This is a genomic window from Picosynechococcus sp. NKBG042902, assembly GCF_963864045.1.
In the GTDB taxonomy this organism is placed as follows: domain Bacteria; phylum Cyanobacteriota; class Cyanobacteriia; order Cyanobacteriales; family MRBY01; genus MRBY01.
Genome location: NZ_CAWLTV010000066.1, coordinates 46,295 through 71,031 on the forward strand (window position 1 = coordinate 46,295; position 24,737 = coordinate 71,031).

The 24,737-nt window shown below is 50.3% G+C and carries 24 protein-coding genes and 1 pseudogene; 7 read left to right on the plus strand and 18 right to left on the minus strand.

The features are described from left to right. Positions 1–141: 141 nt before the first annotated feature. From AACR41_RS06720 to AACR41_RS06780, 13 genes are all read right to left on the minus strand, one after another. Complete coding sequence (locus tag AACR41_RS06720; protein WP_030007247.1) at positions 142–1,233, minus strand: Get3/ArsA fold putative tail anchor-mediating ATPase NosAFP; 1,092 nt, start codon at positions 1,231–1,233, stop codon at positions 142–144. A gap of 96 nt (positions 1,234–1,329) precedes the next feature. Further along, positions 1,330–1,695 carry an Hpt domain-containing protein gene (locus tag AACR41_RS06725; RefSeq protein ID WP_030007248.1) on the minus strand — a complete coding sequence of 122 codons (366 nt, stop codon included), beginning with the start codon at positions 1,693–1,695 and terminating at the stop codon, positions 1,330–1,332. 5 nt (positions 1,696–1,700) lie between these two features. Next, a complete protein-coding gene (locus tag AACR41_RS06730; RefSeq protein ID WP_052349670.1) occupies positions 1,701–5,543 on the minus strand; it encodes a response regulator in 3,843 nt (1,280 codons plus the stop codon). Between the two features lie 223 nt (positions 5,544–5,766). Continuing rightward, positions 5,767–6,270, minus strand: a complete 504-nt coding sequence (locus AACR41_RS06735) for an SH3 domain-containing protein (protein ID WP_030007250.1) — start codon at positions 6,268–6,270, stop codon at positions 5,767–5,769. A gap of 82 nt (positions 6,271–6,352) precedes the next feature. After that, positions 6,353–7,849, minus strand: a complete 1,497-nt coding sequence (locus AACR41_RS06740; RefSeq protein ID WP_030007251.1) for an AAA family ATPase — start codon at positions 7,847–7,849, stop codon at positions 6,353–6,355. 103 nt (positions 7,850–7,952) lie between these two features. Further along, positions 7,953–8,453 carry a YceD family protein gene (locus tag AACR41_RS06745; protein WP_030007252.1) on the minus strand — a complete coding sequence of 167 codons (501 nt, stop codon included), beginning with the start codon at positions 8,451–8,453 and terminating at the stop codon, positions 7,953–7,955. Positions 8,454–8,565: 112 nt separating this feature from the next. Next, positions 8,566–9,057, minus strand: a complete 492-nt coding sequence (locus AACR41_RS06750; RefSeq protein WP_030007253.1) for a Jag family protein — start codon at positions 9,055–9,057, stop codon at positions 8,566–8,568. A gap of 6 nt (positions 9,058–9,063) precedes the next feature. Further along, positions 9,064–10,230: a membrane protein insertase YidC gene (yidC, locus tag AACR41_RS06755; RefSeq protein WP_012306618.1), complete on the minus strand. Its 1,167-nt coding sequence runs from the start codon at positions 10,228–10,230 to the stop codon at positions 9,064–9,066. 179 nt (positions 10,231–10,409) lie between these two features. Then, positions 10,410–10,802 carry a PH domain-containing protein gene (locus AACR41_RS06760; RefSeq protein WP_030007254.1) on the minus strand — a complete coding sequence of 131 codons (393 nt, stop codon included), beginning with the start codon at positions 10,800–10,802 and terminating at the stop codon, positions 10,410–10,412. Further along, entirely contained in the window at positions 10,792–11,142 is a 351-nt protein-coding gene (rnpA, locus tag AACR41_RS06765; protein WP_012306616.1) for a ribonuclease P protein component, read from the minus strand. The genes AACR41_RS06760 and rnpA overlap by 11 nt, the downstream gene beginning before the upstream one ends. Positions 11,143–11,205: 63 nt before the next feature. Beyond that, positions 11,206–11,343, minus strand: a complete 138-nt coding sequence (gene rpmH, locus AACR41_RS06770; protein WP_012306615.1) for a 50S ribosomal protein L34 — start codon at positions 11,341–11,343, stop codon at positions 11,206–11,208. Between the two features lie 184 nt (positions 11,344–11,527). After that, complete coding sequence (locus AACR41_RS06775) at positions 11,528–11,830, minus strand: DUF2808 domain-containing protein (RefSeq protein WP_223209926.1); 303 nt, start codon at positions 11,828–11,830, stop codon at positions 11,528–11,530. 218 nt (positions 11,831–12,048) lie between these two features. Further along, on the minus strand, positions 12,049–12,312 hold the full coding sequence (locus AACR41_RS06780) for a hypothetical protein (RefSeq protein WP_223209927.1): 264 nt from the start codon (positions 12,310–12,312) through the stop codon (positions 12,049–12,051). A gap of 284 nt (positions 12,313–12,596) precedes the next feature. On the opposite strand from AACR41_RS06780, the gene AACR41_RS06785 reads away from it, so the two are divergent. From AACR41_RS06785 to AACR41_RS06800, 4 genes are all read left to right on the plus strand, one after another. Next, a complete protein-coding gene (locus AACR41_RS06785) occupies positions 12,597–13,742 on the plus strand; it encodes a Re/Si-specific NAD(P)(+) transhydrogenase subunit alpha (RefSeq protein ID WP_030007255.1) in 1,146 nt (381 codons plus the stop codon). A gap of 67 nt (positions 13,743–13,809) precedes the next feature. Next, on the plus strand, positions 13,810–14,100 hold the full coding sequence (locus tag AACR41_RS06790) for an NAD(P) transhydrogenase subunit alpha (protein ID WP_012306612.1): 291 nt from the start codon (positions 13,810–13,812) through the stop codon (positions 14,098–14,100). Positions 14,101–14,103: 3 nt separating this feature from the next. Beyond that, positions 14,104–15,504, plus strand: coding sequence for an NAD(P)(+) transhydrogenase (Re/Si-specific) subunit beta (locus AACR41_RS06795; protein ID WP_030007256.1), 1,401 nt, complete (start codon positions 14,104–14,106; stop codon positions 15,502–15,504). Positions 15,505–15,841: 337 nt separating this feature from the next. Continuing rightward, positions 15,842–15,982: a hypothetical protein gene (locus tag AACR41_RS06800; protein ID WP_168191139.1), complete on the plus strand. Its 141-nt coding sequence runs from the start codon at positions 15,842–15,844 to the stop codon at positions 15,980–15,982. 174 nt (positions 15,983–16,156) lie between these two features. Here the strand turns inward: AACR41_RS06800 and AACR41_RS06805 are convergent, their stop codons facing one another. Continuing rightward, positions 16,157–16,516 carry a YkgJ family cysteine cluster protein gene (locus AACR41_RS06805; RefSeq protein WP_012306609.1) on the minus strand — a complete coding sequence of 120 codons (360 nt, stop codon included), beginning with the start codon at positions 16,514–16,516 and terminating at the stop codon, positions 16,157–16,159. Positions 16,517–16,665: 149 nt separating this feature from the next. On the opposite strand from AACR41_RS06805, the gene psb30 reads away from it, so the two are divergent. Continuing rightward, a complete protein-coding gene (psb30, locus tag AACR41_RS06810; RefSeq protein ID WP_012306608.1) occupies positions 16,666–16,797 on the plus strand; it encodes a photosystem II reaction center protein Ycf12/Psb30 in 132 nt (43 codons plus the stop codon). Between the two features lie 70 nt (positions 16,798–16,867). On the opposite strand, the gene recJ is transcribed toward psb30, so the two are convergent. Both recJ and rpaB read right to left on the minus strand, forming a co-directional pair. After that, complete coding sequence (gene recJ, locus AACR41_RS06815; protein WP_030007257.1) at positions 16,868–18,868, minus strand: single-stranded-DNA-specific exonuclease RecJ; 2,001 nt, start codon at positions 18,866–18,868, stop codon at positions 16,868–16,870. A gap of 163 nt (positions 18,869–19,031) precedes the next feature. Continuing rightward, positions 19,032–19,760 carry a response regulator transcription factor RpaB gene (gene rpaB / locus AACR41_RS06820; RefSeq protein WP_012306606.1) on the minus strand — a complete coding sequence of 243 codons (729 nt, stop codon included), beginning with the start codon at positions 19,758–19,760 and terminating at the stop codon, positions 19,032–19,034. 221 nt (positions 19,761–19,981) lie between these two features. Between rpaB and radA the strand changes: the two are divergent. Continuing rightward, positions 19,982–21,397 (plus strand): annotated as a pseudogene (gene radA, locus AACR41_RS06825) (DNA repair protein RadA); the annotation flags it as partial. Between the two features lie 193 nt (positions 21,398–21,590). On the opposite strand, the gene AACR41_RS06830 reads toward radA, so the two are convergent. Beyond that, positions 21,591–22,568 (minus strand): cysteine synthase A, encoded by a 978-nt coding sequence (locus tag AACR41_RS06830; RefSeq protein WP_030007259.1) that lies wholly within the window; start codon positions 22,566–22,568, stop codon positions 21,591–21,593. A 237-nt stretch (positions 22,569–22,805) separates the two neighbouring features. Here AACR41_RS06830 and btpA point away from each other — a divergent pair, with 237 nt between their 5' ends. After that, entirely contained in the window at positions 22,806–23,639 is an 834-nt protein-coding gene (gene btpA, locus AACR41_RS06835) for a photosystem I biogenesis protein BtpA (protein WP_012306602.1), read from the plus strand. Positions 23,640–23,758: 119 nt separating this feature from the next. Here the strand turns inward: btpA and AACR41_RS06840 are convergent, their stop codons facing one another. Then, positions 23,759–24,721 (minus strand): CAP domain-containing protein, encoded by a 963-nt coding sequence (locus AACR41_RS06840; protein WP_084150015.1) that lies wholly within the window; start codon positions 24,719–24,721, stop codon positions 23,759–23,761. Between the last annotated feature and the right edge of the window lie 16 nt (positions 24,722–24,737).

The window sequence follows — 24,737 nt, forward strand, 5'->3', positions numbered from 1 at the left end:
TTTTTACTTTTTCTTAAGTTTTTTCTTGATTTATTGGGCATTCTTTCATTTTATGCTTCCCAAAAGATTGCTCCAGTATGGTTTCTAGAGCGGTTGTTTTCGCCATCAGCAATTTCTTGCAAGGGACTCTCTCCCAAGCAGTTACAGAGAAATAATTAGATATTGATTTTGGAATTTTGCCCCCTTTACAGGAGCACCTTTGAGGGGAGGCGGCAGCAGAATATTACGCCGTTGATCCCCTGCTTCGATGGTGATTTCGGGGCCATATTGGGTGAGCTTAACCTGTTTTTTGTCAAAGGTGGGGAGGAATACTTTCACCTGACGGGCAGCGGTATCGATGATCAGGGGCCGAGGAGCCTGGGCCGCTTGGCTAAAGTCAGGCAGATGGGAAATGAGGTCTTCCCAATGATCAGCCTCTACTGTGGGTAGGGCGGTATTCGTCAGGGGTTTAAATTCAGGGCCAACATCTGCATCGCTACGATTAATAATTACGCCACCGACAGTCACATTCACCTGCTGGGCACTGCCCCAGAGATATTTCGCTTTGGCGATCGCCCCAGCACTGGCATCGGTGACGAGGTATGCGGCGAAACGGTTGGGGTCAGCCATCGCTTTTTTCCCTTCATCGAGGACTTGGTTTGCCTCTTGGGTGGGTTCAGCGGCAAAGTTATCAAACGTCCAGGACACATTTAAAATGGCGCTGGTCACGGGCTGAATAAAGGGGGAAATGGCACGACCCAGGTCAGAGGCTTGGAACACTTCCCGGAAGCGGCGGATGTACCAGCTTAAAATTTCGGGAGTGCCTAACAGTCGTAGGGTATTGAGGTCGCCATCACCGTCAAAGATAATCACATCGTACTGGCCGCTTTTGTCGTAGTCCCAAATTTCCTTGAGGATTACAGCGCTATCCATCCCCGGCAAAATTCCTAATTCCTGGCCATAAACGTTCTTCAGGGTTGGCGATCGCAGATATTTTGCTTCTAATGCTTTGACCTGCTCCCAGCCGGATTCGAGGGCAGCAGTGGCCATGATCTGCACGGCATCGAGGTTATTTTCGAGGTTAACAGGACTAAAACTCGGTGACATCCCCAGGGCGATCCCCCAGGCAGGACTTGGATCTTGGCCGATGAGTAAAACCCGCTTACCTGCTTGGGCATATTTTTTCGCGGCGGCGATCGCCACAGTGGAACGACCGACCCCACCTTTACCAAGGAATGTCAAAATAAAAGCCATAGTTCTCCATTGCACAAAACGATGATCTAACAGAAATTGTAGCGATTCTGCTGGATTATCTTGCGAGGCTATTTTGAATTAGTGCTAGGACTCCACCTAAGCCATTAATTGGGTCAGTTTAAGGGTTAGGGCAGCGGCGATCGCCTGATAGTCTTGCCCTAGCTGCTGTAAGAGAGTTGCCACGCGAGGCCAATCTTCGGCATGGGCTGCCCCCTCTAGGGCCTGGCATTGGCGAGCAAATTGCTCCATCTGAAATAGCCGACTACTGGATTTGAGGGTGTGGGCATTGCGCACAAGCTCCGCCTGATTATGTTGTTCGTAACCCGTCTGCATCGCCGCAATCAGTAGGGGCGTATCTCCTAAAAAAGTTTCAACGAGGTCTTGTAATGTTGCTAAGTCATAGCTGACCATCTCAGCTAGTTGCTCTAAATTGACTTCGTCGGCAGCAGATGAAGAGGCCATAGACTTTAATCAGAAGAAGACTGGGTAGTGGAGAGGGACTGGTGGTAATGGTAGGCGACCTTTAGGGCATGGAGGAGCTTTTTTACTTGAATCGGTTTACTCAGGTAATCGTCCATCCCCGCATCTAGACAAACTTGGCGATCGCCCTGCATCGCATTGGCGGTCATAGCAATAATCCAGGGACGCTTCCCCTGGGACTGGGGCGACCGGGCATCACGCTGGCGAATTTGTCTGGTGGCTTCGAGGCCATCCATCGCAGGCATTTGTACATCCATCAAAATGACATCATAGTTATCGCTTTGTAAACGGCTCAAGACTTCGAGGCCATTGGTCGCCACCTCTACACCATAGCCGAGGCGGGCCAAAATATTGAGGGCAACTTTTTGGTTCACAATATTATCTTCCGCCAACAGAATTTTGAGGGGGTAGGCTTGCCCCAAGGTTGCATCAAAGGGAGAGGCAGGCTCCATGGCCGTTGTGGGTAGGGCCTCGGCGATCGCCAGGGACAAGCAATGGTAAAGGGCCTCTTGCTTGATGGGCTGACGTAATTGGAGCTGCTGGGAAATGGCTGGATAATGAGTCGATTCGGCAGTACTTAGGGGCGGGGCGATCGCCACAATTGCCAGGTCAGGATTTTGACTAGATTGCTTAATTTGTCGAAAAAAATCTGCGGAAACAAGATCCGTTTTCATCTCCATCATCAATAGATCAATGGGACGTTGATGCAAGATATCCAAAGCACCGGAGGCCATGGTTGTATGGGAAACCGCTGCTCCAGTTGCTGTCAATAAATGGGAGATACTTCGGGCAAATAAAGGACTTGGATGCAGGATCAGGAAGTTTTTCTCCTGGAGTTGGGGCGGGAGTTCATGGAGGGTGATTTCTTTTGCGGAAATCGGGGCAATGGTAAAGGGAATTTGCGCATAAAATACCGTTTGCCGCGCCACGGATTGGAAGATTTTCGGCGGATCGGGGGACATTTCCTGGGGAAATTGACCAGCCATGATTCCACCACTTTCGACCCAAAGTTGCCCCCCCATCAACTCCACCAGTCGTTTGCTAATCACGAGACCCAACCCCGTCCCACCATAGCGGCGCGAAGTGGAAGCATCCCCCTGGCTAAAGGGTTGGAACAATCGGGTCATCTGCTGCGCCGGAATGCCGATGCCTGTATCTAGGATCGCAAATCGCAGGCAGACTTGATCCCCGGCACCCGTCGCTGTGGGGACTTTTTGTACCCAGAGGGAAACATCACCGCGATTGGTAAATTTGACGGCATTGCCCAAGAGATTGAGCATAATCTGTTGAAAGCGCGTCACGTCTCCCATTAAGTAGTGGGGCACATCGGGATCAAGGATATAGCTCAGGTAAATGGGCTTGGCGATCGCCCGGGTCGACATCAAATCTAAACAGTTTTCTAAACAGGTTTGCAGGTTAAAGGGCTGCAACTCTAACTCAAATTTTCCCGATTCAATTTTCGAAAAATCCAGAATATCGTTAATGATCGCGAGGAGGTTACTGCCACTATTACGAATAATGTCGATAAATTCCTGTTGTTGGGCCGTGAGGTTTGTATCCCTGAGAAGTTCCGCCATCCCAATCACAGCATTCATCGGCGTCCGGATCTCGTGGCTCATGGTCGCCAGAAACTCGCTTTTGGCACGGTTGGCTTGTTCTGCGTCTTCCTTGGCAAGCTTCAGTTGGATTTCGGCCTCTACTTTGTCTGTAATGTCGGTGATTGTGCCGACGATGCGGTAAGGGTTGTCCTGTTCATCTTTGAGGCACTTCGCTTTACTCAAAATCCATCGGTATTGGCCATCACAATGGCGTAGACGATGGACGTTTTGATAACTTGCGGTCAGTCCCTGGAGATGGTTTGTCATGGCGGCCTGGGCTTGAGCTAGATCATCGGGATGAACGAGATCGGCCCACATTTGGCGACCTGTAATCTGAGGCCGTAGGTTGGATTCTTTGTAGCCCAAAAGACGAAACCAAGACCGGGAGCGATAAACCTGATCTGAACGGAGATCCCAATCCCAGATACCGTCATTGGTAGCGGCGATCGCCAACTCGTAGCGTTCTTCACTCTGCCGTAATTGCTGTTCAATCAGTTCTCGCTGTCGTACTTCTTCTGAGAGGGCTTTGGTTCTTGTTTCTACCTGTTCTTCGAGGTTGAGGGTTGTCGCCTGAATCGCCTGGAATTGTTGTCGTAGGGTATTGAGCATCACCTCAAAGTTTTGGCTCAGACGATTAAATTCACTGATATAGCTCTTGAGAGGAAGAATCGGTTCCTGCTGCTGCAGCTCCTCTTGAATATCGGCGGTCATCGCACTCAGTTGATTCAGCGGTGCTGTCAGCCAACGACTCATTTTTTCCGCCGTCACCACTGCCAACAACAGCAAAATCAGGACGATCGCCAGACTGCGAATGTAGTAACGTTCTAAGGCATCCATGTCCTCCGCCAGTCCCATGGTCAGCCATAACTGAGCCGGAAATCGCGTTCCTTCTAGGGGTTGAACAATAACTCCAAAGGCTTCTTGCCAGCGGGCGATCGCCGATTTACCAATGACAGTCTCCGGTAAGGAAATAGACGTTTCACTAAGTAAGGGTTGGTTGTCCCGTTCGTCGTACCAAACCCAGGGCTCCCCCGCAGCGATCTGTTTGGCAGAATCTGCAATCACTAAATCGTTTGCTTGGGTTGTGGCGATCGCCCGGAGCGGATATTGTCGTACCGCTTGTAGTTTTCGTTGCAAAAAATCCGCTAAAAAATCAACATCAACATCAAGATAAAATGAACCCAAATCACCCGGAATTTGCAAGAGGTAATCGATATGTAAATGTTCTTGGTCTTTGTGAATTGTCGCAACAATGCCGTTTTGTAAAAACTGGCTACTTTGGCGATAAGTTTGAATCGACTGGGTTATTTCTCCATTCACTTCCTGGAACACAAAATCAGAACGATCATTAAGGGCAAGCACTGAATTATTCGCCGCATCAAACACTTCGATATAAGCTAATTCCGGATAAACTCTTTGGAGACCTCTGAGAACATTGTCAAGTCTCTCTACTGGCAAACCATCCTTGGCAATACTATTAATGGCATATCGGCTTGCTTCTAGATAAGAGGCTTCCCAAAGTTTTAATTCTGTTGTTAGGGATTGACTAGACGTAACTAAAACATCATGAATTTCCTGTTTGATCGCTTCAAATCTTTCTTGAGCATTTAAAATCATCAACGTCAAAATGGGAAACACCACAAAGGCCAGGAGGACATCAAAGGCAATCTTTTGGAGTGAATTGTCACGTCGGTAGCGTTGGGGAATTACCCGCTGTAAAAAAGGTAGATAGTTAACAATTAAACTAGCAATTTCAGCATTAAAAATTCCATTCACAAATTGCTTTAGGGCAACTGTTGTTACGGCTTGGACATCCATTTTTAAAACTAAAAAATAAATGCTAAAAATTAGAATGCTACCAATCGTCAACCAGTAAATCGCGTCATAGAAAGGAATATTGATATTGCGGCGTTTTTTTTGCCAAAAAAAGCTCACAAAAAGCACTTCACTGACAAAAATCACCACGGCATAGGGATGGTGCCAGATAAAAAATGTATGCAGACTGGCGATCGCCCCAGCGATAATCGCCCAAAAAGGCCCATAGAAAAATAAAATTATCCAAACTGCAATAGAACCAAATAAAAAGTCAATACCAAAAAATAAGCTTAATTTAAAGTAATTACCCAGGTAGCTAACGACGATCAAAGTTAACAATAACCAAGGGTACTCCACCTTTAAATTAAGGAGCTTGGATACAACTTTATTGAGTGTTTTTTGGAACTGAAACAGCATCACACTCAGGAAATTTTGTTAAAAACTCTATACTCATTAATCGTAATAACACTTGCCATCTAATATCAATCAAACGATATGATTCTTGACTAAGACAACGAAGGCATCCGGATTCTTTTTTACTTTTTGACTAATTTGTCCGGCGATCGCCCTATCTACCTTAAAGGCCGTTTCTCCTAAACTGGCGACTAAGGGAGGCTTGTCAGATATCCTGTTTGCCTAATTAATTAACCTTTTGGAGATTGCCCGCTTTTACCCAAGCTTCTGTACCGTTCGCTAGGCGAATTTGCTGCCACACTTGATCGTCACTCATGCCGAGCACCGTTACCTCGGCGTTATAGTCAACACCCCCCAAGCGAGCGGAGTCCTGGGAAGGTTCTGCCCGTAAACTTAAGCCACTCGACCAAGTAACCGTCGCTTTATAGCTATCCGTCGATGTTTCAGCCACCTCTGGTTCTGGGGCTTCCTCTTCCTCTGCTTCGGCCTCGGTTGCCTCTGGATCATTATTGGCAGCGGTGGCAGTGGGTTCAGGCTCAGTCTCCTGGGATTGAGGTGATGTCGGGGTGGTTTCTGGGGGATCAGCAACGGTCTCAGAAAACACCGGTTTAGGCGGGGCAGCGGCCATGCGGTTAAAGAAATAATAAGCGGCCCCAACACTGCCTACCGCCAACAAAAATACCCCAAGGATAAAACCAAGAATAAATTGAAAAAGATTAGAAATATTCATAAAATCTGCTCTCTGACCGGGACACCAACAACATCAAAGGAACGGCCCATAGAAAGCATTATAGTTGACCGCTCCCTGGGTCTTAGGGGTTCAAAAAATTTTGTTGTCGCGAGGCGAGGCGGGCCTTTCCAGAGGTCGCCCAATGTTGCAAAAACTCGATTTGCTCTTTCGCGGTGCGCGCCAGGGGAATGATTTGGCTCGCGGCTTCTAAAATGTCGTCAGTGGTGAAGTCTCGATTTTGGCTAAAGCCCAGGTGCATGGCCTCGATCAAGGTTTGTTCAATTTCAGCCCCAGAAAAATCAGGCGTTTCGTAGGCCAAACGCTTTACATCGTAGTTTTTGAGGTTATGGGGCCGCAGGCGGGAAAGATGGACATTGAAAATTGCTTCCCGTTCGGCCTGGCTGGGTAAACCTACAAAAAAGATTTCATCAAAACGACCCTTCCGCAGCATTTCAGGGGGCAAAGTATGGATTTTGTTAGCCGTAGCGACCACAAAAACGGGGCTTTGTTTTTCCGCCAACCAGGTGATGAAAGTGCCAAAGACACGGCTGGTTGTCCCCCCATCGCCTCCCCCATCAGCCCCAGCAAAAGCCTTATCAATTTCATCAATCCAGAGGATGCAAGGGGCAAGGGCTTCTGCGAGCTGGATCATCTGCCGGGTGCGGGATTCGGATTCACCCACTAAGCCCGCAAAGAGACGTCCTACATCAAGGCGCAGCAGGGGTAAATGCCAATGGTGGGCGATCGCCTTAGCGGTGAGGGATTTACCTGTGCCTTGAATGCCGACGAGCAACAGTCCCCGTGGGTGGGGCAGACCATATTCCCGTGCTTTTTCACTGAAAGCTCCCCCCCGACGCAGGAGCCATTCTTTTAATCGGTCGAGGCCGCCAATGTCAGAAATTTGCTCCGTGGCCGGATAGAAGTCCAAAATTTGAGTCTGACGAATAGACTGGCGCTTTTCAGCGAGGATAAGTTCTACGTCTTCTGCTTGGATTTGGCCATGGTTTGCCAGGCTCAGGGTCAGCACACGGCGAATCCGTTCTAGGGAAAGTCCCTGGGCGGCCCGGACTAATTCATTCAGGAGTTGGGCTTCGGGGGTTTGGCCGACGCCCTGGAGAAGGCGTTCAATTTCGGTGCGGATTTCATTCGCGGTGGGCAGGGGAAATTTCACGATGGTGAGTACCTCCGCCAGATCCGCCGGAATTTTTATCTCTGGGGCCACAATCACAATATTTTTCGGTTCTGCCTTGAGACGACGGGCAAGGTTACGCAATTTCCGGGCGATCGCAATGTCTTCGAGGAATCGCTGAAAATCTCGCAGGATAAAAATGCCACCGATATTGGGGGGGAGTTTTTCGATAAATTCGAGGGCTTGGAGTGGATTCCGTTTACCAAAGCCGGTGTTATTGGGGTTGTCCTGGTAGCCATCGACGAAATCCCAGGTGTAGACCGTCCGCTGTCCTAGGTTCGCGGCACATTGGGCGATCGCCCCTTCAACCCGCTCTTCTTCGAGGGTGGGGATATACAGCAGCGGATAACAGGCACGGAGAAGGAGGCTAAATTCTTCGCGGAAGGTCATAGGTAAAGCGCTTTCAGCACAGGGCAACTCAATTAATGTTTAAGCTTAGGGGGAAATTTCCCCAAAACCAAGGGTCATCATCCTTGTGCGACTGCCTCTTTTGCTAGGAAGAGAGCTGTTGTTTGAGGTCAGCCAGCTTGGCCCAACGGGCATCGATTTGGGGCGTCGCATCGTCTGGGTTCGTTTCTGCCCCAGGACAACGTTGGGGATCGCAGACTTTCCGCAGGGGCATTTCTAAACAAAATTGTTCATAGAGCCAAATTTCTGGTTCAAAGTAGCCATGGGGATCTAAAGATTCATCCAAATCTTCCAGGCTGACTTCCTGTTCTGCGGGGAGATCTTCGCCAAGGTTACTCTGGAGCCAAATCAGTTCGGTGCGGTCTATGGTGAGGCGGGTATTGTAATGCTGGAGGCAGCGATCGCAAGTGAGGGTCACAATCGTTTCGGCCTGGGCCGTGACTTCGAGGTAAGTTTGACGGTGGGCGATCGCCATTTCACCGCGCACCGGGGTCAAGGTCTCCAAATCCGCAAGGGTTTCCGCAAAAGCAAATTGCTCCTGTTGCTGGGGGGCCTTTAATAGTCGGGGAATAAAAATCCGATCCATCACCTCAAACCTCCGATGACGCGGCATTTATCAGCCCCATCCTACCGTAAAACTCCCACAAAAAAGACGGGACAAAGCCCGCCTCTTGGGAAATATTCAGGGTGAAGCCCCGTTATTGAGCCAATTGCACAATGAGTTGGCGGTGGGGTTCTTGACCTTGGCTTTCGGTTTTTAGGAGCGGAAATTCCTTAAAAAAGCCGTGCATTTGCCGCCGTTCCGCCGAGGATAAATCGTCAATTGCTTCTGCCTCCCCCGTGGCTTGTACCCGGAGGGCAATTTCAGTGGCGATCGCCTTGAGTTCATTGAGGCGGTTTTCGCGGTAGCCCCCTAGATCCACCGTGAGGGGATATTGCTCCTCCTTCGGCAGATCATGGTTCAGGGTGATGTTGGCTAAATATTGCATCGCATCGATTAAGTGACCGCGATCGCCAATTAATTTTTCCCGCTGGGCCTCAGATAGTACTTGGTGATCAATGGTCAACCAGAGAGAATCTTCCCCATCAAGGCCTTGTTTCACTGCCGCAGTGACCGGAGCCGGAAGCGCCATCAACTCAAGCAGTGTCGCCAGCCAGGTTTCACCCCGTTGGATTTTGGTCTCGTTCATCTGCTCTTAACCTGAAGTTTTCTCTTTTTTCTTGCTACCTTTGCGCTCAAAGGGAAGCTTGTCGCGCCCTTTCTCCGACTTCTCCTGTTCATCCACCAGTTTCTGGAGATTTTCCGGTAAAGGTTCCTTCGTGAGGATGAACGTCTGTACCGTTTGGAACGCGTTGGCGATCGTCATGTACATCAACACCCCAGCCGGTAACGGGAAAAACAAGAACATCCCTGAGAAAATCAACGGCGTAATTTTGTTCACCGTTTGTTGGGCCTGCTGCTGTTGATCGCCGCCGCTGTTGTTATTGCTGCTGGGAGCGCCCCCAGAAATAGTCTGGTTAATGTAAAGGCTCACCCCAAAGAACAGCACCATACCGAGAATATCCCAGTGGATACCATCGTCACCATTTACGCCAATGCGGCCTAGGGCTTCAATGAAGAGAAATCCTTTGTCAGCGGCGATCCCCGGCACAGTTACCTGGATACTGACATCCCCCGGCGCAAGGGCCACGAGGGAACCATCGGGTTGAATCTCTACCCGTTCTTGACCTTTGGTAACTTCAAAGCTGGGCTTGATGTTACTGTCTGGATATTCGGCAGCCAGGGCCGCAAAGTCCTTCCCGGAGTCACTCTGGAGAACAAATTGGGTAGTTTCCCCGACACCGACTTTATTCCCAGCGGGTAAAGACAATGTGATCGGGTAATGGATGCCGCTATCAAAATAAACATTTTGGGTTTTAACATCGACCGCCTGGGGCTGTACCTGCTCCATTTTCTCGCTGGGGAGAATTTGCAGATTAGCGGTGTAGTTGATGTTGGCAAATGGCGATCCCCGCAGGGTAGCAAAGAGGGCAAAGAGGATGGGCATCTGCAACAGAATCGGTAAACAACCGGCGAGGGGATTCCCAAATTCTTTGTAGACCTCTGACATCGCAGCTTGTTGCTTTGCCGGGTCATTTTTGTAGCGCTCTTGGATTTCCTTGACCCGTTTTTGCATTAGGGGCTGGGTAATCTTTGTGCGTCTCATGCTGCGGATCGATTTGGCGCTTAGGGGATAAACGGCAAATCGAATCACAAGGGTCAGGGCGATGATTGCAAAGCCGTAGCTCGGCACAATGCCATAGAAAAAATCTAGGATTGGCAACATCACGTTGTTTGATAAAAATCCGATCCCAAAATCCATGCGTCTGAAGTTCGTCTAGCTATGAGTTGTTTAAGGGTTAGTTTATCGGGTTTAGTTCTTATTTTTAATGGTTTCTTTTAAAAAAGCGATGGGAGAAATGGGATTAGGGGTCGCGTTTCTCCCGACTAACCACTGGGATTTCACCCAGAAAATAATCGATAAATATTTTTTATTGGCGCTTAGGCGGCGATCGCCTCTAGGGGAACCCCGGTGCGGTCGGCTGCCTTTTCGGCAATGTGACTGTAGATTTCACGAAAGTTGGGCATGGAGCGCAACTCTAGGCGACTACCATCCTGGAGGGTCACAACTAGATCGCCCCAAAGGCCAAATCCCCGGGGAATCTTGACGATTTTTCTAACTTCGCTGTAAATAATATCGGTGCGATCGCGCCCCTGCCAGCCCCCAGTAATCGAGATACGCCGACTGGTAATGCGATAGCGGAGCCACAATGCTCGGACAATCGCCCCGACGGTCAGCGGCAGACAGATCACCGTGAACCCCAGCAAGATATTGAGGATCAGATCCCCAATGTGGGGGCCGCCCTCATAAATCACGTCTTCTTTAATGCCCATGGAATACCTCGGCTTGTATGAGTAATCTTTTTAATTCTTGCAAAAAATGCTCATATTCGCATTCTCTGGCGTTGTACCGCACAGCAATGACGATGTGCCAACCGGGTTGAATCTGGGGCAGTAGCGTGCGACAGGCGTGGCGAATACGGCGTTTGATTAAATTCCGAACCACTGCTTTTTTACTGACTTTGCGGCTGATGCTGATGCCAATTTTGGTTGGAGCCGCTGGCTGGGGTAAGAGAATGATTGCTAGGGCATCTCCCCGGAAGCGTTTCCCTTGACTGTAGATCGTTTTAAAATCGCGCCAGTGTTTTAGACGGTGTTCTTTTGGCAGTCCCACAAAGAAAATGAGAGTGAGGTAGACGGCAAGTCCCCTCACCAAAATAATGGTTTGCGCGCTGGATTAGACAGTAAGGCGATGACGGCCTTTTTTTCTGCGGGCGCGGATAACATTCTGGCCAGTGTGGCTGCGCATACGAGCCCGAAAACCAGAAGTACGTTTTTGCTTGCGGACGGTGCCGCCTAGGGTCCGTTTAGTCATGGAAGTCCTCCTTATATTCCTTTGAAAATAGGTGCTCTCTCCGGAGGCGATCGCCGCCTTGCCGGGAAAATCAGAAAATGACAGTCTCTAATTATACCGTGTCCGTCAAGTTAACCAAGGGCTCCGGCGAAATTGATCGCATTTGCACCGGTCAACATCTAAGGAATCGGGAAACTGGCAATCCCTAAAAATCCACATCCAATAACCAAGAGCCCAAACGGCTGGGGAGAGGCGCCCCTTGGCTACGGGCAAAGGCCGTTATCAAGTACATGCCCCCACGGGATGGATTGTTGACACTATCGAGAATAATCTCGACGTCGCTTTCGGGACTGAGGGGTTCAGCGAGGGTAATCACTAGGGAACGACTACGGGGGCCTTCATCTTCTGGTTCTTCGACAACCTCTGGTTCCGGAGCAGGACTATTGTTGTTGGTGTTGTTACTTTGGTTGGCCTGTTGGGCGGCGAGGGTTTCTGAATCGAGGAACACCAATTCGCCGTTGACCAGGACTAATTCGCCCCCACGATCCGGTGTGGTTGTACTGGCGGCAATGTTACCGAGGATGGTTTGGCTCTGTTGGGCTGGATCGGTGGGTAAGCTATCGGGATCCCAGGCGGTAGCGGCTTCGTTGAGGGCAACTTCTCGGCCATTGACTCGGACCCGAATTTTTGCGTCATCGACCCGACCGTCAAAGTCTTCCGGGAAGCTCAGTTCAAAGGTTTGGAAGCGGTCAACAATTTTACTTTTTTGATTTCTAAGTAGTAGCGATCGCGGCGACGGGCACCGGAATTATATTCAACGGCACACTTGAGAATGTCCCCTTGGGGAATCGTTCCTCCCCAGTTGATCGTAAAAGACCCACAGGGTTGGCGGGCTTCAGCCATTTGGGGCATGAAAGTCAGGCTACTGCTTAACAGGGTGGTGGCGATCGCCAAACGGGAAAGGGGAGAACGGAAGAGTTGCATATTCACAGGCGCCTTCAAAGTCTGTAACCGATTGTGACTAAAGTTTGCGTTTTCAGCAACTCCCCTGACGAAATCCTGACGAAGAAGTGCCAACGCAACAGAGATTTACAAAAACTGATAAGACACATTACAGAGGGTGTCCGCCAAGGAAAAGATAGCACTACACTGCGAAAAGACGCCGTAACAGCCTTATGGGGATGGCCGACGGCCCTGGGTTCTCAAGGTTTTGCCACTGAATTGCTCTACATCTACCGTTCAGTCTGTTGCTATTGTTTCGTTAAGGAGTTTCTATGAAAATTGCTGTTGCTCGGGAAACCGTTGCCGGAGAACGTCGGGTAGCCCTGACACCGGATCAGGTTTCTCGTCTTGTTAAAAAAGGCTGGGAAATCCATGTGGAGGCCGGGGCTGGTGAGGCATCTCTCCTTCCCGATGCTGCCTACGAGGAAGCTGGGGCAAAAGTCGTTGGCGATCGCCAATCCCTCTGGAAAGAAGCTGATCTCCTCGTCAAGGTGGCTGTACCCACAGAAGAAGAGGTTGCCCTCCTGCCGGAAGGGTCAATGGTGGCGAGTTTGCTGAATCCCCTGGGACAACCAGAGATTATTCAAAAATTAGCAGATAAAAAGATCACCGCCTTGGGCATGGAGTTGATCCCCCGCACCAGTCGCGCCCAAAGTATGGATGTGCTGTCTTCCCAGGCTGGGGTGGCTGGTTACAAAGCGGTTTTACTTGCCGCCGCTGCCCTACCCAAGTTTTTCCCAATGTTAACCACAGCCGCTGGCACCATTCGTCCGGCTAAGGTGTTTGTGATTGGGGCTGGGGTAGCGGGTCTCCAGGCGATCGCCACCGCCAGAAGACTCGGCGCAGTGGTTGAGGCCTTTGACATCCGGCCCGCCGTCAAAGAAGAAGTCCAAAGTCTCGGCGCTAAATTTGTCGAAGTGCAACTAGAAGAAGAAACTGCCACGGCCGGTGGGTATGCCAAGGAAGTTTCCGAAGACTCGAAAAAGAAAAGCCAAGCCCTCATTTCAGACCATGTGGCCACCGCCGATGTGGTGATCACCACCGCCCAAGTTCCTGGTCGCCGTGCGCCCGTGCTTGTAACCGATGACATGATTGCCCGGATGCAAACCGGATCGGTTTTGATCGATCTTGCCGGCGAACAAGGGGGTAACTGTGAAGGCTGTGAGGCAGGCCGCGAAGTCCAAGTCCACGGGGCCACGATCATTGCTCCCATTAATCTTCCTTCCACGGTGCCTGTCCATGCGAGCCAAATGTTTGCCAAGAATATGGCGACATTGCTACAACTGCTCATTCCCGAAGGCGCAATTAATCTCGATTTTGCCGACGACATCCTGGATTCTGTTTGTGTGACCCACCAAGGGGAAATTCGCAATCAACGGGTCAAAGACGCCCTGCAACAAATGGCTGTCACTGCCTAAGAAACAGACATTTTCTCAGTTTTGAACCTAAATTTATTCATCTTATCTAAAGGAGTTTTGACTGTTCATGACAACAGCAACACTGCTCAGTAGCCTATTCGTATTTGTATTGGCTTCCTTTGTGGGCTTTGAAGTAATTAATAAAGTCCCACCCACGCTACACACACCGCTCATGTCCGGTGCCAACGCCATCTCTGGTATTGCCTTAATTGGTGCCCTTTTGGTTTCTGGCGAAGAACACTGGAATTTAACAGTAATCCTCGGTCTCATCGCGGTGGTCTGCGCCACGATCAATGTTGTCGGCGGTTTTTTGGTCACAGACCGGATGCTGCAAATGTTTAAGAAGAAGGAGGCCTAAGTGATGGATAGCTTACTTACCAATGGCATCGAACTGAGTTATCTCGTGGCAGCCTGTCTGTTTATTCTGGGCTTAAAGAAATTGGGTTCCCCTGCAACAGCCCGTCAAGGCAACTCCATTGCCGCGGTGGGCATGTTACTGGCAGTGGTGGCGACCCTGCTCAATCAACAGGTTTTAAACTATGGTCTGATCGCTGGGGGGATCGTCATCGGCAGTATCATCGGTGTGATCACGGCGAAAAAAGTCGAAATGACCGATATGCCCCAATTGGTCGGCCTCTTTAATGGTCTGGGGGGGGCTGCTTCGGCCCTGGTGGCGATCGCCGAATTTTGGCGACTCCTATCCCTCGGAGAAACCCTCTCTATCACCACTAGCCTCACGATTATTTTGGGGGTACTCATTGGCGGCGTCACCCTAACAGGAAGCCTCATTGCCTTTGGCAAATTACAAGGGATCATGCCCGGTCGTCCGGTAATTTTCCCGGCCCAACAGATCATTAATTTCGCCATTCTGGCAGGATTCCTCAGCGGCAGTATCTATCTGTTCGTGAATCCTGATCCGAATATTTTTCTCGGCTTAGTGGGGATCTCCCTTGTGCTGGGCGTTCTCTTTGTGATCCCCATCGGTGGCGGCGATATGCCCGTGGTGATCTCTCTTCTCAATTCCTACTCTGGTCTAGCTGCCAGTGCCGCCGGGTTCGTGGTGGGCAACAACATGCTCATTATTGCCGGGGCTTTGGTGGGCGCATCGGGGATTATCCTCACCCAGATCATGTGTAAAGCCATGAACCGCTCCATTACTAACGTCTTGTTTGCGGGCTTTGGCAGTGATGGCGGTGCCCCAGAAGGAGACAGTGGTGCGGCCATTGATGGCGCCATTAAAAGCGTAGATCCTGAAGAAAGCGCCATGATGCTTGGCTATGCCCGCAGTGTTGTCATTATTCCGGGTTATGGGATGGCTGTAGCCCAGGCGCAACATTCCGTCAAAGAGTTGGCCGATATGCTGGAGAAAAAAGGCGTAGAAGTCAAATACGCGATTCACCCTGTGGCTGGTCGGATGCCGGGGCATATGAATGTGCTCCTCGCGGAGGCCAATGTCCCTTACACCCAGCTTTATGACATGGACGATATCAATCCCCAGTTTGATAATACGGATGTGGCCCTAGTGATTGGTGCCAACGATGTGGTTAATCCGGCGGCGCGCCACGACAAGGGTAGCCCCATTTATGGAATGCCGATTTTGGAAGTAGATAAAGCCAAAACCACCATTGTGATTAAACGGAGTATGAGTACAGGCTTTTCTGGGGTACAAAATGAGCTGTTCTTCAAAGACAAAACAATGATGCTGTTTGGTAGTGCCAAAGACATGGTGGAAAAAATTTCTTCTGAAGTAAAAGAGCTTTAGGAAACTAACAGTATTTTTTGAAGTTGTTAGTGAATTAAAGATTGTATTTATAATTAGGCCCTAATTGTTAAGCGATTAGGGCTTTTGATTGATTTGGCTTTGTCTTTTTTTACATATACAGGAGTATTTACTTTTTTCGACTTTCAGAACCCTAACGCAATTTCAAGAATCGCAACTAAGCGATCCCCCAAGGGGACTGACCCCTAATAATAGTCATATAGAGCTGAATGACAAATCTCAGCGATAGACAAGCTTAAAGTGCAGTGGCAAACCCGGTTTGTTTCGTGGTTCTAACCATTGTATTTCGAGTGATTAGACGTGACGAGGCATAGCAACCATGAAAACGTTAGAAAAGCTTTTTCAGTATGTTTTACAGGGCATCAATCGGATTTTTTCACCGAATGAAGAACCTGTGCCAGAGGTAGGGGTACAACCCTTTGATGGGGATCCCTACGATGGATCATCAGATTTAGATTAGTTAGTTGGCAACTTGGTTTTAGGTTGTGGGCATCAACAACTAAACGGTATTGCAAGTATCGATGGGTACCAGAGTCCTTGGGCTGGTACTCTTTCTTTTTGGGCAAGTTTTTGTTTCGCCCTTTAGAAACTTGCTCCAAGGATGGGGATCAACAATCTTTTTCGGGAAAACCGTTTACAGTCCGACGTTGACGACTTTGGCAACATAGCGCTCCATTTCTGGGCTTTCGTCACCATAGATGCTATCGATGTGCTCGAGGCAGCAATCAATGGCAAATTGTTGTAACTCTTCGGTGGGCACATCGAACATTTCGGTAAACGTTTCTGGGAGAACACGGCAAAAGCGGGGACGTTCGGTGTAGATCTTGCATTTGCGATGGGCTTGGTCATAGTTGATGCACCAGCCGTCGGGGCCAACCATAGCAAGATATTGCTCCAGTTGAGCGGGGGTGAGGTAGTCCTCAAGGTCGGGGCGATCGCCGGGTTCGAGGTGGCAGCAGGCACCACAATTTTCAATACATTGCCAAGTGGGCATCGGGATCCGTCTCCGGGGCGTTACAAAACTTCATTGATTTTTGCCTATTCTCAGCAAAGCAAGGCAGGCCTGACGGGGTATGATAGACATTGATTTTTAGGAAAAAAAATTTACCCTGTTTTTTGCATTAACTCAGGAATAGGAGAAATATGGATTTTATCACAGGTTTTTTTGGTAGCCTCAACTTTGAAGTGATTTTTCAGTTGACTTTTGTCTCTTTGATCCTCATTTCGGGGCCTGTTGTTATCTTTTTGTTGGCCATTCGTGGCGGCGATATGTAATTTTTTCTCAAAAACAAATTGTGTGCAGGGGCAACAAACCGACGGGGGAGTTGTCCTTTTTTGTGCTGATTTAGTTGGCTTGTTCGAGAGTGGCGATCGCCGTTTTGATCATCTGAAAAAAAGGGGGTTGGGTAACATCAACGGTTTGCTCACCGAGTTTGCCCTGCCGTTGGCCTTTTTTAATCGCCAATAACTTACCTTGATCATTGCGAATTCTGAGGGTCAATCCCTGATCCGCGAGGGTACAGAAATAGGTCCGGTCATTAAACAGAAAAGTCTTTTCTGAGTGCTGAGGTTGAGCTTGGGGAGACATTTCTCGGTCTGGAACCGCAGGACGCGGGGTTTCTCTGGGACGCGCCCCGACCAATTCTAGCTCTAGGTTCACCTCACCATTCCAACGGTTTTCTTTGAGTTTGTAGGCAATGTCCAGGGTTGGGGGAAGTGGTAGATAGTCTCCCCATTGCCAGGCGATCGCCTTAATGGTGAATGTTTGACCGGCGATGGTTTGGCCGAGGCTGAATTTTAGGTGATTTTTGCCAATGGTACGTTGCTCTAGAACTTGTACATTTTTTGTCCAGAAAATCGGTTCTGGATTGCCGATGCCCCAGGGATGGAGTTGATCAATCTGTTGGTAAAACTCTGGGGTTAAATCCGTGAAATTTACCGCTCCGTCAATTTTCACCAAGGGTTTCAGGTGCTCTGGTTTGAGCAATTGGTGGGCAAATTCACTAAGCTTTTCGGTAAACGCAGCTAGGTTATCTCTGGCGAGGGAAAATCCCCCGGCAGCTTTGTGGCCCCCAAATTTACCCAGGAGATCTTGGCAATAGTTCAGCGCCTCAAACACATTAAATTCTTCGATGCCCCGGGCTGAACCGCGAATTTTGCCATCTTCCTCAGCGGTACAGATAAAAACGGGCACGCCATAGCGTTCGACCAACCGGGAAGCGACAATGCCAATCACGCCATGGTGCCATTCTTCTTTGCAAACCACCAACACCCGCTGTCCTTGGTAATCGATGGGGGTTTCTTCTACTAGGGCGATCGCCTCTGCTTCGATCTGGGTGCACATTTCCTGGCGCTGCTTATTGATCTGCTCACATTGCATCGCCCGCTCTAGGGCCAAACCCGGTTCGTCGGTGGTTAGTAGCTCAATTACTTTTTGGGGATCATCAATGCGACCAACGGCGTTAATGCGGGGGCCAAGGCGAAAGCCAATATCATCGGGTTTGAGTTGTTTCTTTTGGTCATCGACCCCAGCAATTTGCATGAGGGCCTGCACCCCTGCCAACTCCGACTGGGGTAAAAGCTTGAGGCCGCGCTTTAACCAGCGACGATTCACCCCGGTCAAGGGAGCGAGATCGGCGATGGTCCCCAGGGTAAATAATTCTAAAATTTGACTGGTGAGTCCTTCTAGCTTGTCTACAGCCTGGGCGAGGGACACCGCCAGAACATAGGCCACCCCCACTCCGGCTAAACCAGCATAAGGAGACATGGTCGGCAATAACTTTGGATTCAAAATCGCATTGGCGGGCGGCAATTGATCCGGCAAGTCATGGTGATCAGTGATAATCACATCCAGGCCCAGATCCCGTGCCAAATTGATCGGCTCGTAGGCGGAAATGCCGTTGTCTACCGTGAGAATTAAGCCCACCCCTTCCTCGGCGAGCTCGGTGACGATGCGCTCATTGATTCCGTAGCCATCCTTCATGCGACTGGGGATCGCGTAGGTTACCTTGGCTCCCACATGGCCCAAGGCCCGTAACAACAACGCGGTACTGGTCATGCCATCGGCGTCATAATCGCCACAAATGGCAATGAGAGTTTCTTCGGCGATCGCCTCCTGGAGAAGTTCCACACTGAGGGCCAGATCCTCAAATTCTACTAGGGGTGCAGGTAATCGCTGGGATTCCGGCTGGATGTAGATCTTCGCCTGCTCTGGCGTGCGAATATTGCGATTCACTAAAACCTGGGCCACAAGCGGATTAAGGCCCATCGCTTCAACCAATGATTGGGTGATGTCCGGTTGGCGATCGGCAATGTGCCAGCGCTGTTGGGGGAGGCGAAGAGTCATGGCAAAGGAGATAGTTTGCAGCAAAAAAGTTAGTGGGTACAGAAGACGGTTCGTCGTTTAGAGACCTTGCGTCAGATCTAGCATCCCCAGTCAAAATTTAAGACCACGGTCAAACATTCATCCCAACCATGATCTTAAAAGTTTATCCGTACAATTCTTGGGGTTATTCATCACCCGGTTCGAGGATCCGCTGAAACAGATAACCTGTACCTCTGGCTGTCAAAATAAGTTCGGGATTGCTGGGATCATCTTCTAGTTTGGCGCGCAGCCGGGAAATATGCACATCCACAACGCGGGTATCCACATGGCGCTCTGGGGTGTAGCCCCAAACTTCTTGGAGGATTTCTGAGCGAGAAAAGGGTTCCCCAGAACGGCTCACTAGCAGTTCCAACAGGCTAAACTCCATCCCCGTGAGTCGAATGCGTTCATCGCCTTTGTAGACCTGGCGCTTATTGGTATCAATGCGGATCGAACCCACATGGATAACCCCAGAGCTAGGAATGCCCGTACCACCATTTTTTTCAACACGCCGCAGGACAGAACGGATGCGCGCTTCTAGTTCTTTGGGGGAGAATGGTTTTACGACGTAATCATCGGCCCCAAGCTCCAAACCTGTGATGCGGTCCGCCACATCCCCAAGGGCTGTGAGCATAATAATCGGCACATCGGATTCTTTGCGGAGTTCTTGGCAAACGCCATAGCCATCGAGCTTGGGCATCATCACATCAAGAACCACAAGATCGGGGTCTGCTTCATCAAATGTGGCGAGGGCTTCTTCACCATCAGCGGCGGTCACAACCTCGTAACCAATCATGGAAAGGCGGGTTTCGAGGATGCGGCGGATGCTGGCTTCGTCGTCAACGACAAGAATTCTTTCTTTATGATTTTCCAAGTTCCTTCACGCTCCTGTTGACTTTCGGTAAGTGTTGTTGAAGTTTATTAAGTAGGGTTATCTAGATATAAGAATATCGCTTTCCTGAAATCTGATGGGAGTCTGAGGTCGGGTTTTCGGGAAAATGAGAAGTTTTTTAAGATTTATTTTGGAAAGTGTGCGGTTTTTCGGGGTGATGCTGTCACCGAGGGAAATTCATTGTGATGGGGAGATGACAAGTCATGGCTAAGGCAAAAACGGTTTATGTGTGTCGTGAATGTGGGGCAGAGGCGCGGCAATGGCTCGGTAAATGCCCAGATTGTGGGGTCTATGGGTCGCTGCAAGAAGAGATCCGCGAAAAGGAAAGCAGTACTGGTGTGAGTCGTACCTGGCACCATAAGCCGAAAACAACCAGAAAAGCCGCCAGCCCAGTCTCTCGCACTGCGGTGAAATTTACAGATATTGATACCCGCCAACGGATGCGCTTTGGGTCTGGGTTTGGGGAGTTAGACCGGGTGCTTGGCGGAGGGTTAGTCCCAGGCTCTTTGGTGCTGATTGGGGGCGATCCGGGCATTGGGAAATCAACTTTGTTACTCCAGGTAGCCTATCAACTCAGCACAAGTTTACCAAGAATTTTGTATGTGTCGGCGGAGGAATCGGGCCAGCAAATCAAACTCCGGGGCGATCGCCTCCGGGATGCAGCCCACCCCCCAGAAGAAAATTTATATGTACTAACGGAAACGGGCCTCGAAACGATTTTGGCCGAACTAGAAACTCTCCAGCCCCAGGTGGCAGTGATTGATAGTATTCAGACCTTGTACTATTCCGCCTTGGGTTCGGCCCCCGGTTCGGTGTCCCAGGTGCGGGAATGTACCTCGGCTTTGATGCAAGTGGCGAAGCGGGAAAACATTACGCTGTTTATCGTTGGTCATGTCACCAAGGAAGGGGCGATCGCCGGGCCACGGGTTTTGGAACACCTCGTTGATACGGTGCTGTATTTCGAGGGAGATAGATATGCCTCCCATCGGTTATTGCGGTCGGTGAAAAATCGCTTTGGGGCCACCCATGAAGTCGGCATTTTTGAAATGGGTGAACAGGGTTTAGAGGAAGTGCTTAACCCATCAGAACTTTTTCTCGGTAACCGCGAAGAGGCCACCCCCGGCACTGCCACCGTTGTCGCCTGCGAAGGCACCCGGCCCCTTTTAGTAGAATTGCAAGCCCTAGTTAGTCCCACCAGTTATTCTTCCCCTCGGCGTTCCACCACGGGCGTTGATTATTCCCGTCTCCAGCAAATTTTGGCGGTGCTCGAAAAGCGGGTCGGCATTCCCCTCTCAAAGCTCGATGCCTATGTGGCTTCGGCGGGCGGTCTGACAGTTTCGGAACCCGCCGTTGATCTGGGGATGGCCATTGCTTTGGTCGCCAGTTTCCGCGATCGCCTTGTTTCGCCCCAGACTGTGCTAATCGGGGAAGTGGGCTTGGGGGGACAAATTCGGCCTGTTTCCCACCTGGAAACTCGCCTGAAGGAAGCAATGAAATTAGGCTTTACCCGTGCCATTGTGCCCAAAGGCCAAAAGTTACCAGACGACTTGGATCTTGATATTATTCCTGTGGCTCGCGTGCTGGATGCGATCGTCGCCGCCTTACCCGCAGATCAAAAGGAATAGACCGAAATTAATGTAGTCAGAGTTTGAGTAATGTAATAGGTTTACTCTTTATCGTTCATCGCTGTGGTGCCTTTGATCAGCATAAATAGACCACTGGCGACGATCAAAAATGCCAAGACGCCCATCACAATATCTAAAGTTTGGGTTTCCATAATTCAAGGTAGGCGATCGCCTTCAAAATTTATCGCTAATCTGGCACTGACAAGCCCTTACTGGCAAGCCATTCTGGGTTAAAGAGGCGAGATTGATAACGGGCGCCACTGTCACACAACACCGTCACAATCGTATGACCCGGTCCCATTTCCTTCGCGAGGGCATAGGCCGCACCGACATTAATTCCTACGGAGCCTCCCATAAACAGGCCGTCTTTTTTTAGAAGCTGATACACGACCCGCACCGCTTCCTGGTCATCCACCCGAATGGCGTCGTCCATGGGCACCCCTTCCATATTGGCGGTAATGCGTCCTTGACCAATGCCTTCTGTAATTGAGCCGCCTTCCCGGTCGAGTTTGCCCGTTTTCACATAGCTGTAGAGCACACTGCCCATGGGATCGGCCACGACACATTTGATGTTAGGATTTTTTTCCTTGAGGTAGAGGGCAGTGCCAGCATAGGTGCCCCCAGTGCCCGTAGCAGCCGTCCAAGCATCAATTTTGCCGTCGGTTTGGGCCCAAATTTCCGGGCCAGTGGTTTCGTAGTGGGCGCGGCGGTTGGCCAGATTATCAAACTGATTGGCCCAGATCGCATTTTCTGTCTCTGCGGCGAGCCGTTGGGAATATTTCACGTAATTGTTGGGGTCGGCATAGGGCACCGCCGGAACCGTAATCACTTCGGCCCCCAGAGTGCGGAGCAAATCGATTTTTTCCTGGGATTGAGTTTCGGGGATCACAATGATGCATTTGTAACCCTTGGCATTGCAGATATGAACCAGACCAATGCCTGTGTTGCCAGCAGTGCCTTCAACAACGGTGCCACCAGGTTTGAGCAGGCCCCGTTCTTCGGCGTCTTTGATGATGTAGAGGGCGGCCCGGTCTTTGACGGAACCACCGGGATTGAGAAATTCTACTTTGCCTAAAATTTCACAGCCCGTTGCTTCACTAAAACTGTTTAGGCGAATGAGGGGGGTGTTGCCAACTGCACCAACAAAACCGTCTTTGATATCCATAGGTTGATTCTGTTTCTTCTGTCTTTTGCACTGTGGGTCGCAATCCCCCTATTGTGACATGGGCTGGTTCGATTCCTGTGGTGAATTATGGAGGTGATCGCCTTTTCTTCGGGGAAACAAAATTTTGGGGAGGCCTGCCCCTGATATACTAATTTACGCCCTATCCCAAGCCTGCAAAGGTGACGAGGCATCGCTCCTGTGGGAGTGACCCTGTACAAACGAACGTAAAGAAAATCAGTGGATCTCAAACATCTTTTCCAGACCGAAAATCCCATCCTTGGCGTTGTTCACCTGTTGCCTTTGCCCACCTCTGCCCGTTGGGGAGGTGACTTTCGTCAGGTGATGGACCGCGCGGAACAGGAAGCAACGGCCCTCGCTGCGGGGGGGATTGACGGCATTATTATCGAAAACTTCTTTGATGCCCCCTTCACAAAAGACCGGGTTGATCCTGCCACGATTAGTGCCATGACCCTGATCATGGATCGTCTTGCGGGGTTGGTGACTGTCCCCCTGGGGCTTAATGTCCTCCGCAATGATGCTAAAAGTGCGATGGCGATCGCCGCCTGTACTGGCGCCCAGTTTATTCGTGTGAATGTACTCACCGGGGTAATGGCCACCGATCAAGGCTTAATTGAAGGCAATGCCTACGAACTACTGAAATACCGCCGCGAACTCGATGCAGACGTAGCAATCTTGGCAGATGTCTTAGTAAAACACGCCCACCCCATCAGTACGCCCAATCTCACCGCCGCCATCCACGACACCGTAGAGCGGGGTTTAGCCGATGCGGTAATTCTCTCTGGTTGGGCGACGGGTCAAGTGCCGAAAATGGACGACTTGAAAGATGCCCGTGCCAATGCAGGGGATACGCCGATTTTGATTGGTAGTGGTGCAACCTGGGAGAATATCGGCAACCTCCTCCAGGTGGCAGACGGGGCCATTGTCGCCAGTTCCCTCAAACGTCACGGCAAGCTCAGTGAACCCATTGATCCATTGCGGGTGTCGCAGTTTATGGAATCGGCTCAACAGGGGATTAAAATTCGCCAGATGCGCCAGAAACAATTTGCCTAATCCTGTGTGCGGGCACGGGTGCTGTATTTTTTAAAAGTTATGGCTTGATGCTGATGCTTTGCGGACAGTGCGGTGCTTGCTGTTTTTGACCTGAAAAAATATTGTCTAATCCCCAGGGCTTAGTAGGGTCGCTGACCCCGGTAATTACCGGGGGGATCATAGTTACAGACCCAAACTTCCCAACCATTATCCTTACGCACCATGCCACAGCCGACTTTCTCTGTATCACGCCACACGATTTGGGTATAGTGGCCACAGACCTTTCCTGCCCGACAGCGGTTGCTGCCATAGTCATAGTCCTGGATTTCGTTGCCCCAGAGATTGATCACCGCCGTCGGCGAGAGCACTAAATTATTAGACTTTGCGATATTTTCACCGTAGTCATCGCTGGTATTGTGTTCTACCCTTTCCTGGGCGGCTAAACGTTCGGCCCAAGTTTGGGCATGGTTGGCGAGGGTTTCTGACCAAACGAGATCCGGTAAATTGTGGGGCGATCGCCACTCATTATGGGCCGCTAACATCTGTTCAATGCCAGCCTGGGTGGAGAGATCAAATTCACTCACTTCAATCCCGGCGGCTTTTGCCTCTGCCACCGAGCGCACCCGTTGGGCCACAACATCTGTTTCAAGGCGGCCATTGTCGCGATATTGCACCGTAAAGCGATTTCCCGTGCGGGAGCTATAGCTGTAAGTACGAATACTGGCTTCGACCCAAACGCCATCCCGTTCGACATAAATGGGTTCACTGACGCTATTGATTTGGGGTAAGCGGCCCGCTACAGGTTGAGTAGCGACGGTTGGCCGTAATCTTTCTGGGCTGACATTGTCCTCCACGAATCCCACGTCCAAATACCGCACTTGATAACGCACGGCTGCTTCGGGAGCACTTTGGATAGCAAGGATTTCACCGGGCCGCCAACTCCCTTGCCGCTCGATGTCAACTTTATCACCCACTTCAAAGGTCGTTGCCTGGGCCAGGAGAATTAGGGTTGGCCCCTGGGGAACTGGATGACTGTGACTAGCTGCCCCCTGGAACCAAAAGAGGCCCAATAAGGCGATCGCCGTTGCATTGCGAATAAACATGGTGTGACCGAGGAAA

Bases quoted from the DNA above. Each gene is read 5' to 3' on its own strand.
- AACR41_RS06720 (WP_030007247.1), bottom strand. From the start codon at position 1,233: ATGGCTTTTATTTTGACATTCCTTGGTAAAGGTGGGGTCGGTCGTTCC.
- AACR41_RS06725 (WP_030007248.1), bottom strand. From the start codon at position 1,695: ATGGCCTCTTCATCTGCTGCCGACGAAGTCAATTTAGAGCAACTAGCT.
- AACR41_RS06730 (WP_052349670.1), bottom strand. From the start codon at position 5,543: ATGCTGTTTCAGTTCCAAAAAACACTCAATAAAGTTGTATCCAAGCTC.
- AACR41_RS06735 (WP_030007250.1), bottom strand. From the start codon at position 6,270: ATGAATATTTCTAATCTTTTTCAATTTATTCTTGGTTTTATCCTTGGG.
- AACR41_RS06740 (WP_030007251.1), bottom strand. From the start codon at position 7,849: ATGACCTTCCGCGAAGAATTTAGCCTCCTTCTCCGTGCCTGTTATCCG.
- AACR41_RS06745 (WP_030007252.1), bottom strand. From the start codon at position 8,453: ATGGATCGGATTTTTATTCCCCGACTATTAAAGGCCCCCCAGCAACAG.
- AACR41_RS06750 (WP_030007253.1), bottom strand. From the start codon at position 9,057: ATGAACGAGACCAAAATCCAACGGGGTGAAACCTGGCTGGCGACACTG.
- yidC (WP_012306618.1), bottom strand. From the start codon at position 10,230: ATGGATTTTGGGATCGGATTTTTATCAAACAACGTGATGTTGCCAATC.
- AACR41_RS06760 (WP_030007254.1), bottom strand. From the start codon at position 10,802: ATGGGCATTAAAGAAGACGTGATTTATGAGGGCGGCCCCCACATTGGG.
- rpmH (WP_012306615.1), bottom strand. From the start codon at position 11,343: ATGACTAAACGGACCCTAGGCGGCACCGTCCGCAAGCAAAAACGTACT.
- AACR41_RS06785 (WP_030007255.1), top strand. From the start codon at position 12,597: ATGAAAATTGCTGTTGCTCGGGAAACCGTTGCCGGAGAACGTCGGGTA.
- AACR41_RS06790 (WP_012306612.1), top strand. From the start codon at position 13,810: ATGACAACAGCAACACTGCTCAGTAGCCTATTCGTATTTGTATTGGCT.
- AACR41_RS06795 (WP_030007256.1), top strand. From the start codon at position 14,104: ATGGATAGCTTACTTACCAATGGCATCGAACTGAGTTATCTCGTGGCA.
- AACR41_RS06800 (WP_168191139.1), top strand. From the start codon at position 15,842: ATGAAAACGTTAGAAAAGCTTTTTCAGTATGTTTTACAGGGCATCAAT.
- AACR41_RS06805 (WP_012306609.1), bottom strand. From the start codon at position 16,516: ATGCCCACTTGGCAATGTATTGAAAATTGTGGTGCCTGCTGCCACCTC.
- psb30 (WP_012306608.1), top strand. From the start codon at position 16,666: ATGGATTTTATCACAGGTTTTTTTGGTAGCCTCAACTTTGAAGTGATT.
- recJ (WP_030007257.1), bottom strand. From the start codon at position 18,868: ATGACTCTTCGCCTCCCCCAACAGCGCTGGCACATTGCCGATCGCCAA.
- AACR41_RS06830 (WP_030007259.1), bottom strand. From the start codon at position 22,568: ATGGATATCAAAGACGGTTTTGTTGGTGCAGTTGGCAACACCCCCCTC.
- AACR41_RS06840 (WP_084150015.1), bottom strand. From the start codon at position 24,721: ATGTTTATTCGCAATGCAACGGCGATCGCCTTATTGGGCCTCTTTTGG.